This is a genomic window from Brevibacillus sp. 1238 (genome assembly GCF_029892995.1).
GTDB lineage: Bacteria > Bacillota > Bacilli > Brevibacillales > Brevibacillaceae > Brevibacillus > Brevibacillus parabrevis.
Genome location: NZ_JARXWC010000002.1, coordinates 596,897 through 613,216 on the forward strand (window position 1 = coordinate 596,897; position 16,320 = coordinate 613,216).

A 16,320-nucleotide genomic window follows, 5' to 3' on the forward strand; every position below is an offset into this window, starting at 1 on the left:
CAGGCTCCTTTCATGCAAAAAGGAAAGCCGAGTGTGCCGAAAAAATCCAAGGAAGGAAAGAGGGGAAACAGCCATACATAAGAAGAAGGAGCACATTTCACAGGAAAAACGTTGGGCACCACATCCTGAATACGGGCAATGATGATTGGAACAATTCATTTTCCATAAAGATAATGAACGAGACCAACCCCCGTTTTCTTCAGCGGACCAAAGAAACCAGGGGTTTTTGCATTCATAAAGCACGCAATTCCCGATGTGTAATGACTGCCCCCGTCAACTCATGAACAAAACAGAACGGAAATTAAAGGGGAGAATGCAGATGAACTGCATGGCGAGCACGGTAAGCAAGAAGCAAGCAAGGAATGTTACGAATGGCAAGGATCTGACGAACACACGCAAGGAAGTACGGACTCGCCAAACAACAAGCAGAGGAGGCCGCCAGCATGCCTGAACCGATCAAGGCTGCCCACAGCCGCTACATGCCCGGGATCGACGGGCTTAGGGCTCTGGCGGTACTCGCAGTCATTATTTATCACCTGAATTACAATTGGGCGCCAGGAGGACTCCTTGGAGTCGGCATCTTTTTCGTCCTCTCTGGTTACCTGATTACCGATTTGCTGATTGCCCAGTGGAGCAGAAACGGGCGATTGGATATGAAAGACTTCTGGCTGCGCAGGGCCAGACGGCTTTTACCGGCATTGCTGTTGCTTCTGGTGGTGGTTGTCGCCAGTGTCGCGCTGTTTTCGCCCGAGCAGATGGGGCGCTTGCGCGGAGACGTCTGGGCCGCTCTTTTCTACGTCAGCAACTGGTGGCTGGTCTTTTCCGAAGTATCGTACTTCGAGAAGTTCGGTCCGCCTTCGCCGCTTGGACATCTGTGGTCTTTGGCGGTAGAAGAGCAGTTTTACCTGATTTGGCCGCTCTTGGTCGCGCTCGGACTTTCCTTGATCAAGCGCCGCGGCCCGCTCGTGATTTTGACGCTCGGCCTGGCAGCCGTTTCCGCCGTGTTGATGGCTGTCATGTATGAACCGGGAGAGGACCCGAGCCGGATTTACTACGGGACGGATACGCGGGTATTCGCTCTGTTGATCGGGGCCGCCCTGGCGATGATGTGGCCGAGTCGCAAGCTGTCCACAACTATCTCCGGCAAAGCGCGGGCCACGCTGGATGTGATCGGATGCGTGAGCCTGGCGATTTTGCTCTTGGCGATCTGGAAGACAAACCAGTACGACGATTTTCTGTATCAGGGCGGACTTGTCCTGTTGTCGATTGTCAGTGCGATACTGGTAGCTGTGCTGGCTCACCCGGCAAGCTCGTTGGCAAAATGGATGGGCTGCAAGCCGCTCAAGTGGCTCGGCGTGCGCTCGTACGGCATTTATTTGTGGCACTACCCGGTGATTGTGCTCACCAGCCCGACTGCTGCGGCTGAGGAAAGCGGGGCGTTCGCCGTGTTGCGGGCGTGTCTGCAAGTGTTGGCGTGCATCGTGCTCGCAGCCCTGTCGTGGAAGTACATGGAGGAGCCGATTCGCCACGGCGCTTTGGGAAAACTGTGGGCGAAGCTCGGCACAAGCAAGCAGCAGGGCGCTCCCAAGCGTTCCAAAAAGATTCTCGCCTCAGGCTGCGCCTTCGCACTGGCTGTGCTCTACTTTGGGGTGGCATCGCTGACCTCCGGAGCGACAGCGGGAGACACGTCTGCCATGCAAAAACTTGCGGAAGCGTCAGCAGCGGCCGAAAATTCGGGACAAAAAGACCATTCACAAGAGCAAGACGTGGATGCCAAACCGCACGGCCCGCAAGTACCGGTGACACAGAAAAAGCCGGAACCAACACAAAAGCCGAGTACGCAAACCGCGACGAAGCCGAAAACCGAGTCAAAACCGAACACTGGAAAGCCTGTCCAAGGCGGAACGGCTCCCGCAAAAAATCAGGACAATTCCGCTGCTTCCAAACAGCCAAAAGCATCAGAGGAGCCTGATGTTGCCGCTACTTCCGGAAAAGGAATTACCGCCATCGGCGATTCGGTCATGCTCGATATCGAGCCGTACTTGGCGAAGCTGTTGCCAGGCATCGTCATTGACGGCAAGGTAGGCAGACAAATGGCGCAAGCGCCCGATGTCATCAAGGCGCTGCGAGCGAAGGGACAGCTTGGCAGCCGGGTGATTATCGAACTGGGAACGAATGGCTCGTTCAGCAAGGGTCAGCTCGACAAGCTGTTGAAGGCGCTGGATGGCGTTGACCAGGTCATTTTGATCAATACGCGTGTGCCGCGACCGTGGGAGAGCGTCGTCAACGAGACGTTGGCAGAGGTGGCAGCTGCCCATCCGAACATGACGCTGATCGATTGGCATTCCGCGAGTGCCGGAAAAAATACGTATTTTTACAAGGACGGCGTGCATCTCAACTCGGAAGGCGCGCGGGCGTATGCTTTGCTCGTCGCGAAAACTTTTGCTCCGGTAAAAGCCGAAAAGCCAGCCAACGAGGCAACACCAGCGCCAGCACCGAAGCCGGAGGAGAGCCAAAAGCCAGCTTCGGACGAAAACAAACAGGAGACTGCCGCTCCAAAAGAAGCACAAGATACACAGGAATAAAGCAGGAGCCTGTAGGCAGGCCCGTCATCCGAAAGGGGAGCGGGCCTGTTTTTTTGTCGTTACGTCACCGATCAGGGGAGCATGGACAAGGAAAAGGGAAAAGCTTCGGGGCACCGGAGCGGTTGTGCACGCAAGGCGGATCGCGCTATGCTAGAGGGAACGAAAGAAACAGTTGCGACTAAAAAAACAGGTGGAATGCTTTTATGCCGATACAAAAATGGAGTGTGCTGGACCTAGCGCCGATTTATGAGGGCGTTGATCCTGCTTGCGCCTTGAAGCAAGCAGTCTTGCTCGCGCAAACTGCCGAGCAGCTCGGGTATTGCCGTTATTGGGTTGCCGAGCATCACGACATGCCCGGACTGGCTTCGTCCACACCGGAAGTTTTGCTCGCCCATATCGGGGCGCAGACGCACCGTATCCGAATCGGGTCGGGAGCGGTGCTGCTGCCTCATTACAAGCCGTATAAAGTTGCCGAGGCGTTTCACTTGCTGGCTACCTTGTATCCGGGGCGAATCGATCTGGGCGTGGGCCGCGCTCCGGGTGGCTCTGCCCATGCGACGCTTGCGTTGAACGACCGTTTTTTGCAGGACGTTGGCCGCATGCCGGAGCTGGTGCAACAGCTGTCTGCCTTGCTGCGTCAGGAGTTTACCGTAGAGGGCGAGTCTGTGGTGGCTCGTCCGATCCCGCCGCTGCCGCCCAAGCTGTGGCTTTTGGGCACGAATCAAAAAAGCGCGGGCTACGCCGCAGAAAACGGGGCCGGATACGTCTACGGCCTGTTCATGAGCGAAGCGGAGGGGGAGGAAGTCGTTGCTGCCTACAGGCGAGACTACAAGCCGTCCGTTCATCAGCCAAATCCGGAGGTAATCGTCGCCGTCGGGGTTATTTGCGCGGAAACGATGGAGGAAGCAAACGCCTGTGTCCGGTTGAGCCAAAAAGCTTTCCGCAGGCCGCCAATTGTCGGCGACCCGTCGCATGTTCGCGAAAAGCTGGAAGAAATTGCGTGGCGCTATCAGGCAGAGGAAATCATGGTCATTACCGACTTCCCCGATTACGCCAGGAGACTGCGTTCGTACGAGCTAATCGCCAATTCCGTGTTTGACCGTGGTTCGTCAGGATGTGGAAAGACATAAATTAGTTCAGAGTATAGCGCATCTTCACATGGACTTTTTCGGGCTTCTCATGTACGATTGCATACGTGATTCTATCATGTAACGGGTGAAAGAAGGAAAAACAATGATTCGGTCGTACTTGTTGTTGCTTTTTTGTGTGACGCTGTGGGGGAGTAACTTTGTGTTCGGGAGCATGCTCGTCAAAGAATTTCCTCCGCTTTTTCTGGCTGATGTCCGGCTGCTGTTCACGTCGCTGTTTCTCGTCCTGTACGCGTGGGTGACGAAAAAGTTCGTGAAAATCAAGCTGCGTGAGCTGGGACTGCTCGTTTTGCTCGGGCTTGTCGGTACATTGGCAAACCAAACCGCTTATTTCAATGGCCTGTTGACGACTGACGCCACGACCGCCTCGCTGATTTTGTCGCTGGCTCCGATTGTGACAGCGGTTTTGGCCTCGATGTTTTTAAAGGAGCAGTTTACGCTGCGCATGAAAATCGGTTCGGGGATCGCGCTGCTCGGCACCTTTTTCGTCGTCGGGATCGGAGCGGGCCTGTCGATCTCCAAAGGAGTGCTGCTGATTGTCATTGCGATGGTGACTTTCTCGGCGTCGATGATCATCATTCGCAAGCTGACGCAGACGATGCAGCCGTTTATTACGACGGTGTATTCGACGACAGTAGGGACGCTGTTTTTGACGCCTGCGGCCTTGCTGACGCTCGACTCCTCGGCGCACATCAGCCATGAAGCGTGGGCGTGGGGCATGCTGATCGTCACGGCTATCCTCATGCAAGGGGTTTGCGGGATCGTCTGGAACTCGCAACTGCAAATCGTCGGGACGGGCAAAGCGGCGATTTTCCTCAATTTGCAGCCGTTCGTCGCGATGCTGGTCGGCTTTTTGCTGCTCGGCTCGCAAGTCACCGCGATTCAGGCGGGCGGTTCCCTGCTGATTGTCGCAGGGGTGGTCGTCGCCAGCATGCGGAAAAAGCAATCGGTTCAGACGGCGGCAGCACAGCGGATGGCAGATGGCCCGAATCGCTGCAACGTTTAGAATGTTGTGCGCCACACAAAAAAACCAGTCCGACACGGCACTTCCGAGTGCGTCGTGCCTGCGACTGGTTTTTTTGCGTAAAAAACGAAATGGCTTGCTGTTTTTTCTGAAAAGGGATGTGGCTGTCTGCGCAGGGCGCCATGGTCGTGCCTGCGACTGGTTTTTTGCGTGAAAAACGAAATGGCTTGATGCTTTTCCTGAAAAGGGAGGTGGCCGCCTGCGCAGGGCGACGTGTTCGTGCCTGTTTGGTATGATGGCGCAGGCCACCATGGCGTTGCCCGTATGGTTTGCTGGCGCAAGGTGGACATGTCAGATGGCAGGCGTTACGGACTTTCGGACAAAGCGGGGAGCACGCGGTATATTTTGCGTGGCCGCCCGCGGTTGGTCGGCGTCTCCTCGCCAATTTGCTCGATGACGTTGTGCTCCGCCAAATCGCTTAAAATTCGCCGGGCATTGCGCGGTGTCATGCCCATCCATTCCGCCATCTCCGCTGCGCTGATATAGTTTTGGCCCAAAGCTTTTTGCACCGAGATAATTTTGTTCAGCGTCGTGATGCTGACGCCCGCCTTTTTCAGCCCCTCGCTGATCTCCTTGTCTTCTGTCCAATATTCGTAGCTGATGCTTTTCGCCTGGCGCAGCGGGCCTTCGATCGAGCCGTCGTGGTCGACGAGGACAGCGGCGTTCCCGTGTTTCTTCGCATGCACGAGAGCCAGTTGCGCATTGCGTTCTGCCGCCAGAGCAGAGACGCCGAACCCGATGCCCATATTGGCCGAAGAGCTGGTGAGCAGCATGATTTTTTCCAGCAGGGTAGTGGGGTGAAACGCCGGATTGTCCTCAAAAGAGCCGCGAGTCGAAAACAAAATGAACTTGTAATTGCCCAAGGAGACAAAGCTGCCGGAAATCGACTCGGCATAATCGAGCACAAGCTCTTGCAGCTTGAGATCGAGGCGACGCAAATCGTAAGCGTTTGCAGGCTCGCTGGCGAGCTTCTCCACTTCTGATACTTCGAGCAGCTGAACGGCGATTTGCGAGCGCTTGAAGTGCAAAGTCTCGCCTTCCTGCAAAATTTGCTTGAAAATCTCGCGGAACGTCAAGCGGGTGAACCCCATCCGATACACCTGGATGCCTTGGCGTTGCAATTCTTCGGTGACAGAGAGCATCCCGGTGACGCAAGCGTCTACTTTTCCTTCCCGCACGAGCGCGGTATGGTAAGCCACCAAATGGTTGGTCAGGCGAAATTCCTGGTACGGATTGAGAAAAGGCTGGTCGCATTGCAGGCCAAGCTCTTCCAGCGTCTCGCGGAAATGCATTTCGGACACCGTATCGAAGCTGACACGATCAAGTGACAGGCCATCGCGGTATACCAATTCCAAAAGAACTTTCGTAAGCACGCTGGCGTTGATCTGCGGATAAAAAGCTTTCTGCTTTTGCAAATGCTGTCTAGCCATGGAATAAGGGCCAATCCCGGAGAAAAACCAGATGTCTACATCCATTTCGTTTTCTGCGACAATGGTGGCGGCTTCCTCCGCACGCTGGTATATAAACGGAATGAGCACGATGCGGTCTGCGAACTCTCGCCCGACCCTTTTCATTAATTCCACGGAATCTTTTGGACCAACTATGCCGACTCGTATGATCATTATGTCCTCCAACTAAACGGTAAAGTACGGGTTTACTCTATTCGTCGCGAAGCGGATCGATCCTCTTTTCGGCATCATAGTATGTTTTGATTTCTTATGCAAATGCCATATATCGCCGGTGAGAGAAAAGGAAATCCAACAGGCAACGAAAAAGTGTTTAAGGGATGTTTTAGGGAAAAATTCCGTATTAGGGTAGTTTACTATGGAACCGGCATCATTTCAATTGTTGCAAAAATAGTCAGTAAAATAAAAAATCAGAATTGACATTAAATACAGACAGGTCTATATTGTTGATTTAAGGAATGTTTTAGGTTAATTTCCGTTAAAGAAAAACAGCGGGCGAAGCATACGTCGTTTTTGCAAGCCTGGATAGGGGGGATAAGTAAAACATGGCGCGTTATCTGCTAAAAAGAATTTTGATGATGATCGTGACCTTGTGGATTATCGTGACGCTGACCTTTTCGCTGATGCATATGATCCCGGGCGATCCGTTTGCATCCGAATCCGATCAACTGCCGGAGCAAATTTTGCTGAATTTGCGCGCCAAGTACCATTTGGATGAGCCACTGCCGATGCAGTATTTGTCTTATCTGAAAAGTTTGGCGATGCTTGACCTGGGGCCTTCGATCAAGTCTGAGACGCGCGGCGTCAACGATATGATCAAGGACGGTTTTGGCTCATCAGCGCTGATCGGGATGCAGGCAATCGCTGTCGCACTTTTTTTTGGACTTATATTCGGAATAATTGCGGCATTAAACCGAAATACCTGGATTGATTACATGGCAATGGTCATGGCGGTGTTGGGAATTGCTGTACCAAGCTTCATTATGGCGCCGCTGCTCATCAACTATTTGGCGATCAAGCTGCCGCTGTTTCCGGTTGCGACGCTCGCCAGCTGGAAGCACTCCGTGTTGCCGTCGCTTGCGCTCGCTTTCGGGCCGCTCGCGATCATCACTCGCTACATGCGGACGAGCATGATCGAGGTCATGAATCAGAACTACATACGGACTGCCGAGGCAAAAGGGATTCCGACTTTTCTGATCGTGGTCAGACACGGCATTCGCAATGCGATTCTTCCAGTCGTCACTTTTCTCGGGCCGCTGGTTGCGGGATTGCTGACAGGAACGTTTGTCGTCGAGAAAATTTTCGCCGTCCCTGGCGTCGGCAAATATTTCGTCGATGGCATTTTCAACCGCGACTATCCGGTTATTTTGGGAACGACCGTCTTTTACAGCGCGATTCTCGTACTGATCATTTTCTTGATTGACCTGGCTTATATGTTCATTGATCCACGCATCAAATTGTCGGGAAGGGGGAGGTAGCCAATGGCGGCAGAACAATCAGCGAATGAGCTGTTTCGACCAAGATCACAAAAAACAGACGGACAAGTCGTCGCGATGCGGCCGAGCCTGACTCATTTTCAGCAAGTGACCCGCAAGCTGGTCCGCAACAAGCTCGCCATGGTTGGCTTTACCCTCATCGTACTGATGGTGCTCATGGCGCTCATCGGGCCGCATCTGGTGCCGTACAGCTATTCGGATCAGAGCCTTTTGACAGCCAATCAGGAACTTTCCGCCGAGCACTGGTTTGGGACGGACGAGCTTGGACGCGACATGTTTTCCCGTACGTGGTACGGAGCGCGCATCTCGCTCATCATCGGAATTACGGCGGCACTGATCGACCTGGTGATCGGCGTTACCGTCGGAGGAATTGCCGGATATATGGCAGGCCGGGGAAAACGCGGCGATCGGATCGATACGATCATCATGCGTCTGATTGAAGTGTTGTACGGACTGCCGTACTTGCTCGTCGTGATCATGCTGATGGTTGTCATGGAGCCGGGGATCGTGACGATTATTATCGCCTTGTCGGCCACAGGCTGGACAGGGATGGCCCGTCTCGTACGCGGGCAGATTTTGCAGCTGAAAAACCAGGAGTTCATCATGGCTGCACAGGTGCTCGGGGCAAAATTTCCGCGCATTCTGCTGCGCCACCTGATTCCGAACACGATTGGCGTCATTATTGTCAACCTGACTTTCACGATACCGTCTGCGATTTTTGCCGAGTCGTTTCTGAGCTTCCTCGGCTTGGGCGTCCAGGCTCCCATCGCAAGCTGGGGGACGATGACCAACGATGCGTTAGGCGTGATTTTGACAGGCGACTGGTGGAGACTGTTCTTCCCGGCCCTGATGATCTCGCTGACCATGTTCGCCTTCAACGTTTTTGGCGATGGCTTGCAGGACGCACTCGACCCGCGGATTCGTGAGTAACCGCGCCCAAGGATAGGAGGAACCAGACATGACAGAGCATTTGCTGCAAGTAGAAAACCTCCGCGTTCATTTCAAAACGTACGGGGGAGAAGTACAGGCGGTCAGGGGTGTCACGTTTCACGTCGATCGTGGCGAGACGCTGGCTGTGGTCGGAGAGAGCGGCTGTGGCAAGAGCGTGACCGCCCAGGCGATCATGGGGCTGATCCCGAATCCGCCGGGCCGGATCGTCGACGGACAGATTCGTTTTGACGGACAAGACATTACCCGACTGAGCAAAAAAGAACTGCTTTCGCTGCGGGGAACCGAGATCGGGATGGTGTTTCAAGACCCGATGACAGCGCTGAATCCGACGATGAAGGTCGGAACGCAGATCGTCGAAGGCTTTGTGCGGACTCACCACGTCTCGAAGGAGGAAGCGCGCAAAAAAGCGATGGAAATGCTGCGGCTGGTCGGCATTCCCGATCCGGAAAAACGGGTGGATCAATACCCGCATGAATTTTCCGGCGGAATGCGGCAGCGCGTGGTCATCGCGATTGCGCTGGCGAACAATCCGAAGCTGGTGATTGCCGACGAACCGACAACCGCCCTCGATGTGACGATTCAGGCGCAAATTTTGGACTTGCTGAAAGAACTGCAAGAAAAGCAACAGCTTTCCATTGTCATGATCACGCACGATCTGGGGGTCGTAGCTGAAATCGCTCACCGCGCTGTCGTGATGTACGCGGGAATCGTCGTGGAGACGGGAAAAGTCGAAGATATTTTCAAGAGTCCCAAGCATCCGTACACGTGGGGCCTGATGCGCTCGATGCCGCGAATTGACGGCGAAGAAAAAGAGCGGCTGGTGCCGATTGACGGATCGCCGCCAGATTTGTTCCACCCGCCAAAAGGCTGTCCGTTTGCAGCGCGTTGCCAGTTTGCCATGGATATTTGCGAGCAGCAAATGCCAGAGGCAACCGTGTTCGAAAATGCGCACCAGGCGGCATGCTGGCTGCATGATCCGCGGGCGCCGAAGCTGGATGAACTCGTGGCGGCAGGGAGGCAGACGTAGATGAGAGACACTTTAATAGAAGTAACAGGGTTAAAGAAACACTTCGAGATCGGCAACGGCATCCAGCTCAAGGCGGTGGATGGAGTCACGTTTACGATCAATCGGGGGGAAACGCTCGGGCTGGTGGGTGAAAGCGGCTGTGGCAAATCTACGCTCGGCAGGACGATGATTCGCCTGTACGACCGTACAGATGGAGAAGTGTTGTTCAAGGGCAAAAATGTGCATCAGCTGAAAGGCAAAGACTCTGCGCAGTTCAACCGCGACGTGCAGATGATCTTCCAGGACCCGCAGGCCAGTCTCAACCCGCGCATGACGGTGTTGGACATTATCGCCGAAGGGCTGGACATTCACGGCTTTCCTCGCAAAGATCGCGCAGACCGCGTCAAGGAGCTGTTGGAGCTGGTGGGCCTCTCCAAGCAGCATGCGAGCCGGTTCCCGCACGAATTTTCCGGCGGGCAGCGGCAGCGGATCGGCATCGCACGCGCTCTTGCCGTCGAACCGGAATTTATTATCGCCGATGAGCCGATCTCTGCGCTCGACGTCTCGATTCAGGCGCAGGTCGTCAATTTGCTTGAAGATTTGCAACAGGACAAAGGGCTGACGTATTTGTTCATCGCCCACGACCTGTCCATGGTCAAGCATATCTCCACGAAAATTGGCGTCATGTATTTAGGAAAAATGGTGGAAATGGCCGACAGCTTCGAGCTGTACGCCAAACCGCTGCATCCTTATACACAAGCATTGCTGTCTTCCATCCCGATTCCCGATCCTACGATCAAGCGGGAGCGGATCATTTTGCAAGGCGATTTGCCCAGCCCGGCCAACGCTCCGAGCGGCTGCGTCTTCCGGACGCGTTGCCCGAAAGCAACGGCGCAGTGCGCCGAGCAGGTGCCGGAATGGATGGAAGCAGCGCCCAATCACTGGGTCGCCTGCCATCTCTACAGGTAGTACGATTTTATATCTTTATATACAGGGGGAACCATTGTGAAGAAATTAGCTGCATTTGCCCTGTCCGTCTCGCTCGTAGTACCAGCGCTTGCTGGCTGCGGCGGAAGCTCAGGGACAGCAACGAACAACCCGGGTACGGCGTCCAGCACTCCTGCTGCTGCCGTCAAACAAGAAGTCGTATTCAACGCCAAGTCCGAACCACCCGATTTGAATCCGCTCACTTCGACGGATACGACATCGTTCTGGATCATGGATCACTTGGGCGAAGGCTTGTACACGAAAGACAAAGAAGGCAATCCGGTTCTCGGGGTAGCCAAAGAAGTGAAGCTGTCTGACGACAAGCTCAAGTACACCTTTACTTTGCGCGACGATGCCAAATGGACAAACGGCGAGCCTGTAACCGCAGAAGATTTCGCCTATACGTTCATGAAGCATATCGATCCGGCGACAGCCTCTACGACAGCGTATCTCCTCTATTATATTAAGGGAGCAGAAGCGTACAACAAAGGAACAGGCAAAGCAGAAGACGTCGGAATCAAGGCTCTCGATGCGAAAACATTGGAAATCGAACTGGTAGCTCCAACTTCTTACTTTGACAAGATGCTTGCTACCCGCTACTGGCACCCGATCAACAAAAAGCAGGCGGAAGCCGATCCGAAATGGGCAGCCAATGCCGAGACGTATATTTCCAACGGTGCTTACAAGCTCGTTTCCTGGAAGCATGACTCCGAACTGGTGATTGAAAAGAACGAGAATTATTGGAACAAGGACGACGTAAAAATGGAGAAGATCACCTGGAAAATGGTGAACGATGCCACAACGTCCTACCAGATGTACAAGAGCGGAGAGCTTGATTTCAACAAAGAGATGCCATCTGACATTCTCGCTCAGGAAAAATCAAGCCCTGACTACAAATCCGTTCCTTACTACGGCACGTACATGTACATGTTCAACGTGACGAAAGAGCCGTTCACCAACAAAAAAGTGCGCCGTGCATTCGCTATGGCGATCGATCGCAAAGCACTGACCGAAATGGTGAGCCAAGGCGGCGAAACTCCGGCTTACTCCATGGTGCCGCGCGGAGCGATTACGCCAACAGGCAAAGACTTCCGCGAAGAAGGCGGCGACTACTTCAAGGAAGATCCGGCGGAAGCGAAAAAACTGCTGGCGGAAGGCATGCAGGAAGCAGGCTGGTCTACGCTGCCTGAAGTAACACTTATGTACAACACCGATGAAAGCCACAAAAAAATAGCCCAAGCCCTCCAGGAAATGCTGAAGAAAAACTTGGGTGTAGATGTGAAGCTGACCAACCAAGAGTGGAAAGTATACCTCGATACAACGAGACAAAAGAACTACCAAATGGGCCGCATGGGCTGGGTAGGTCAAATCAGCGATCCGGCGTTCAACCTCGATTACTACTTGGGTGACAGCCCGAACAACCGTACAGGCTGGGTAAACAAAGAGTACGACGACCTGAACATGGCAGCAAAAGTGGAGCAAGATCCGAACAAGCGCATGGAACTGTTGCACAAAGCAGAGGCTGTTTTGATGGAAGAAATGCCGTTCATCCCGATCTACCACTATCAACAAAACTATCTAGTAAAACCAGGTTTGGAAGGATTGACGTATCCGGTCAATGCATTCCCAAGCGCACGCTGGGCAACGAAAAAATAGAAAAAAGAGGAGTCTCTCCTCTTTTTTCCCTTTTCACACGGAACAGTCAGCTGCTTTTGGCTGTTCTTGGCGATTCGTCAACCATGAATCACTATACATACACTTCTTGATGACGAGGAAAGGGTGATGGCACATGATTATGGACTATTTGCAAGTCAAGTCGGCCTATCAGCTGAAAGTGGTGCCGAAAACGAACGAGCTGACTTTTTTGACGAAGCTCACAGGCATTGCCCAGGTGTGGAGTTGGGATGAGCAAACTGCGAGCGTACGTCAGGTGACTTCTTTGCCTGACCGGGTTGTCGAGTTCGCCCATTCTCCATGCGGGACGAAGACCGTTGTCGGCATGGACAACAAAGGAGACGAGCGCCAGCAGTTTTTTTTGCTGAAAGAGGGTGGAGCAGTCGTCAAGCCATTGACGGATGTGCCCGAATTTTTCCATTACTTCGGCGGCTGGTCGCCTTGCAGCGAGAAAATTGCCTGGTCGAGCAACCGTCGCGAGCCACGCTGCTTCGATATTTTTGTGCAGGACGTAGAGAGCGGCCAGTACGAAGAAGTGTACCGTCATGACGGGCGCTGCGATCCGATTGCCTGGCTGCCGAACGGCACAGGGCTGATTTTCAGCGTACAGGAAACGAATATCGACAATGCCTTGTACCTGTTGGATTTGCAGACCAGACAAGCCCGGAAGCTGCCGATTTGCAGCAAGCAAGCGCGCTTTCACTCGTTGCAGTTGACCCGTGACGGACAACACGGCTACATCGTGACCGATCGCGATGACAACACGATGGCGCTTTGCCGCTTTGCGCTGGATGGCGCCGAACTGGAAAAGCTCGTCCAGATCGACAAGTGGGACGTGGAGGAAGCGAAACTTTCGCACAGCGAGGAAGTGCTTGCTTTCGCCATCAATGAAGGCGGGCGTTCGGCTCTCGGCTTTTACTCTTTGACCGAGCAGCGTCAAGTAATGGCAGAGAACATCCCGGGTGGCGTCATCAGCGGACTCGCGTTCCGCTCGGATGAACAGCTTGCCTTTGCCCTGAAAAGCCCGACATTGCCCGGCGACATCTGGACGTATTCGCTTGCGGAAAAATCGAGTGAGCGCGTGACTTATGTTGGCGTGGCAAAAGAAATTCAAGACAGCCTCGTGGAGCCAGAGCTGTGCAGCTTCCGTTCTTTTGACGGGCTGGAGGTGCCGTATTTTCTCTACAGCAAAAACCATTCCGGCAAAAGTCCGGTTGTCGTCTACGTCCACGGCGGGCCGGAGAGCCAGATTCGCGCAGAGTACCACCCGGTCTTTCAATATTTGGTCAACCAGGGCTTCACGGTAGTGGCACCGAACGTGCGCGGCAGCATGGGCTATGGCCGTACGTACGTGCAACTCGACGATCGCCGCAAGCGGATGGACTCTGTCGCCGACCTCGCCTGGCTGGTCAAAGACTTGTCGCAAAAGGAAACGGTCGACCCGCAGGCAATCGGGATTATGGGCCGCAGCTACGGCGGTTTCATGGTGCTTGCCGCCCTCACCCATTACCCGGATTTGTGGGCAGCCGGAGTCGATATCGTCGGCATCTCGCATTTTGGCACCTTCCTGAAAAACACGGGAGAGTGGCGGAGAAAGCTGCGCGAAGTCGAATACGGCTACTTGGGCGAGGACGACGATTTCTTCGAACAAATCGCGCCGCTGAATCACTCTGCCAAAATCAAGGCACCGTTGCTCGTCTTTCACGGGCGTAACGATACCCGGGTCCCTGTCAGCGAGGCGGAGCAGCTTGTGGCAGACATGCAAGGCCGGGGGCAACAGGTGGCTTTGCACGTTTTCGAAGACGAAGGCCACTTTACCGAAAAACTGGACAACCACATCACGCTGAATCAGGGCATTACCCGCTTTTTCCTGGAGCATTTGAAAACGGTCCACAGTGAAAAGGAGTGAGTGACAAATGAACAGCCAAAAAAGAAAAGTCGCAGCAGAAGATTTGTATCAACTGACGTACGCAAGCGACCCGCAGCTTTCCCCGCAGGGAGATGCGGTTGTTTACGTGAAGACGATGATCGACGAAGAGCGGGCGTATCGCAACCACTTGTTCGTCCGCGACTTGCAGACAGGAGAAACGGTGCAACTGACGAGCGGTGCTGTGCGTGACACGTATCCGCGCTGGTCGCCGGATGGTACGCGCATCTCTTTCGTCTCCAAGCGTTCCGGGACAGCACAAGTTTGGCTGATTGACGCCAAAGGTGGCGAGCCGCGCCAGTTGACGCACTGCAAAACAGGGGTGAGCACTCCGCTCTGGTCGCCGGATGGACAGCTTATCGTCTTTTCTTCCTTGATAGATCGCGGCGAGACGTTTGACGATCAGGAAGGCGAAGCAAAAGAAGCAGTCGTTCCGAAAGTAATCCATGTCGAGCGGATGAAATACAAATCGGACGATTACGGCTATTTGTACGAAAAAACACGGCAACTCGCCCTCGTGCATGTGGAAACGGGAGAAGTAAAAGCGTTGACAGACGGGCCTTACCATCATACGATCGGCTCCTGGTCGCCGGACGGAAAATGGCTGGCGATCACAGCCAACCGCAACGATAATCCTGACATGCTGCACACGGTCGACGTGTATTTGCTGCCGACAGCGGGAGGAGAATGGAAGAAGCTGACGAGCAGTAACGGGACATTTTCCCACCCAACCTGGTCTGCTGACAGCCAAAAGCTCGCGTTCATCGGCAGCTTGGCGGACGGAATTTACTTGAACGCAACGCAAAAGCGAGTATGGACATGCGATCTCGACAGCGGCGAGCTGACTTGCGTGACCGCTGATTGGGACGTGCAAATCGGCGATTCGACGATTGGCGATGTGCGCTCGCCGGGCCACCCGACTCCAGGAGCGGTCTGGACGGAGGACGGAACCGCGTTGTACGTGATTGTAAGCGAGCGCGGCAATTCCGGCATTTACCGCGTAGCTCTGGACGGACAAAAAGAGCACATCGTCAGCGGCAACCGCAACGTGTACGGATTCACGATTGACGAGCAAAAGCAGACGCTGATCGCAGCGATCAGTGATCCGCTCATTCCGGGAGACTTGTATCAATTCGACCTAGGAACGAAGGCAGAGCAACGTTTGACCGAACTGAACCGCGACTTTTTTGCGAATGTGGAGCTGGCTGTGCCGGAAGAAATCGAATTTGCAGCGCAAGACGGCTGGAAGGTGCACGGCTGGATGCTGAAACCAGTCGGTTACAAGCCAGGTGAAAAATACCCGCTCGTCTTGCAAATCCACGGCGGGCCGCACTCCATGTACGGCAATACGTTTTTCCACGAGTTTCAGATTTTGGCGGCAAAAGGCTACGCGGTGCTTTACACCAATCCGCGCGGCAGCTACGGGTACGGCGAGCGCTTCATGCAGGCGTGCTGCGGAGATTACGGCGGCAAGGACTATCTCGACCTGATGAGCGCAGTCGACTACGCGTGCCAGCAGTTTGATTTCGTGGACGAGTCCCGCCTGGGAGTGGCAGGCGGAAGCTACGGCGGCCTGATGACCAACTGGATCGTAGGGCAGACGAACAGATTCCGCGCAGGTGTGACGGATCGCAGCATTTGCAACTGGGTGAGCTTTTACGGCGTGAGCGACATCGGCTACTACTTCAGCGCCGAAGAAATTCAGGCCAATCCGTTCACCAATCCGGAGAAAATGTGGCAGCATTCGCCGATTCGTCTGGTCGCAAACATCGAGACGCCGCTTCTGATCATGCACGGGGAACAGGATCACCGCTGCCCGATCGAGCAGGCTGAACAGCTGTACATCACGCTCAAACACCAAGGCAAGGCACCCGTGTCCTTCATTCGCTTCCCCGGAGCCGGACATGAGCTGTCCCGCAGCGGAGATCCCGAGCAGCGCGTGCTGAGATTGCAGTATACAGAGGACTGGTTCGCGACGTATATGGAGCCAAAAGTGCCAAGCTTGCAGCAGTAGTAGTCGTATCGATGCCAAATCCAAATCCGCCAAAGAGCGCTC

11 protein-coding genes are annotated in these 16,320 nt (G+C 54.3%); 10 read left to right on the forward strand and 1 reads right to left on the reverse strand.

Annotated features, from left to right (window positions below):
* Positions 1 to 443 precede the first annotated feature (443 nt).
* From M2298_RS06785 to M2298_RS06795, 3 genes are all read left to right on the forward strand, one after another.
* Entirely contained in the window at positions 444 to 2,585 is a 2,142-nt protein-coding gene (locus M2298_RS06785) for an acyltransferase family protein (RefSeq protein ID WP_280648353.1), read from the forward strand.
* 203 nt (positions 2,586 to 2,788) lie between these two features.
* Positions 2,789 to 3,715 (forward strand): MsnO8 family LLM class oxidoreductase, encoded by a 927-nt coding sequence (locus tag M2298_RS06790; RefSeq protein WP_280648354.1) that lies wholly within the window; start codon positions 2,789 to 2,791, stop codon positions 3,713 to 3,715.
* 103 nt (positions 3,716 to 3,818) lie between these two features.
* A complete protein-coding gene (locus M2298_RS06795) occupies positions 3,819 to 4,739 on the forward strand; it encodes a DMT family transporter (RefSeq protein WP_122963388.1) in 921 nt (306 codons plus the stop codon).
* A 323-nt stretch (positions 4,740 to 5,062) separates the two neighbouring features.
* Here the strand turns inward: M2298_RS06795 and M2298_RS06800 are convergent, their stop codons facing one another.
* On the reverse strand, positions 5,063 to 6,379 hold the full coding sequence (locus tag M2298_RS06800; RefSeq protein WP_217364883.1) for a helix-turn-helix domain-containing protein: 1,317 nt from the start codon (positions 6,377 to 6,379) through the stop codon (positions 5,063 to 5,065).
* Between the two features lie 389 nt (positions 6,380 to 6,768).
* Here M2298_RS06800 and M2298_RS06805 point away from each other — a divergent pair, with 389 nt between their 5' ends.
* The 7 genes from M2298_RS06805 to M2298_RS06835 all read left to right on the forward strand — a co-directional run bounded on the left by M2298_RS06805 (position 6,769) and on the right by M2298_RS06835 (position 16,278).
* On the forward strand, positions 6,769 to 7,701 hold the full coding sequence (locus tag M2298_RS06805) for an ABC transporter permease (protein ID WP_122963387.1): 933 nt from the start codon (positions 6,769 to 6,771) through the stop codon (positions 7,699 to 7,701).
* Between the two features lie 3 nt (positions 7,702 to 7,704).
* Positions 7,705 to 8,649 (forward strand): ABC transporter permease, encoded by a 945-nt coding sequence (locus tag M2298_RS06810; protein WP_063228298.1) that lies wholly within the window; start codon positions 7,705 to 7,707, stop codon positions 8,647 to 8,649.
* A 28-nt stretch (positions 8,650 to 8,677) separates the two neighbouring features.
* A complete protein-coding gene (locus M2298_RS06815) occupies positions 8,678 to 9,697 on the forward strand; it encodes an ABC transporter ATP-binding protein (RefSeq protein ID WP_173595904.1) in 1,020 nt (339 codons plus the stop codon).
* On the forward strand, positions 9,698 to 10,645 hold the full coding sequence (locus tag M2298_RS06820; RefSeq protein WP_122963385.1) for an ABC transporter ATP-binding protein: 948 nt from the start codon (positions 9,698 to 9,700) through the stop codon (positions 10,643 to 10,645).
* Positions 10,646 to 10,681: 36 nt separating this feature from the next.
* Positions 10,682 to 12,319 carry a peptide ABC transporter substrate-binding protein gene (locus M2298_RS06825; RefSeq protein ID WP_173595905.1) on the forward strand — a complete coding sequence of 546 codons (1,638 nt, stop codon included), beginning with the start codon at positions 10,682 to 10,684 and terminating at the stop codon, positions 12,317 to 12,319.
* A gap of 133 nt (positions 12,320 to 12,452) precedes the next feature.
* Positions 12,453 to 14,246 (forward strand): S9 family peptidase, encoded by a 1,794-nt coding sequence (locus M2298_RS06830; RefSeq protein ID WP_173595906.1) that lies wholly within the window; start codon positions 12,453 to 12,455, stop codon positions 14,244 to 14,246.
* A 7-nt stretch (positions 14,247 to 14,253) separates the two neighbouring features.
* A complete protein-coding gene (locus M2298_RS06835; protein WP_280648355.1) occupies positions 14,254 to 16,278 on the forward strand; it encodes a S9 family peptidase in 2,025 nt (674 codons plus the stop codon).
* The last annotated feature ends 42 nt before the right edge of the window (positions 16,279 to 16,320 follow it).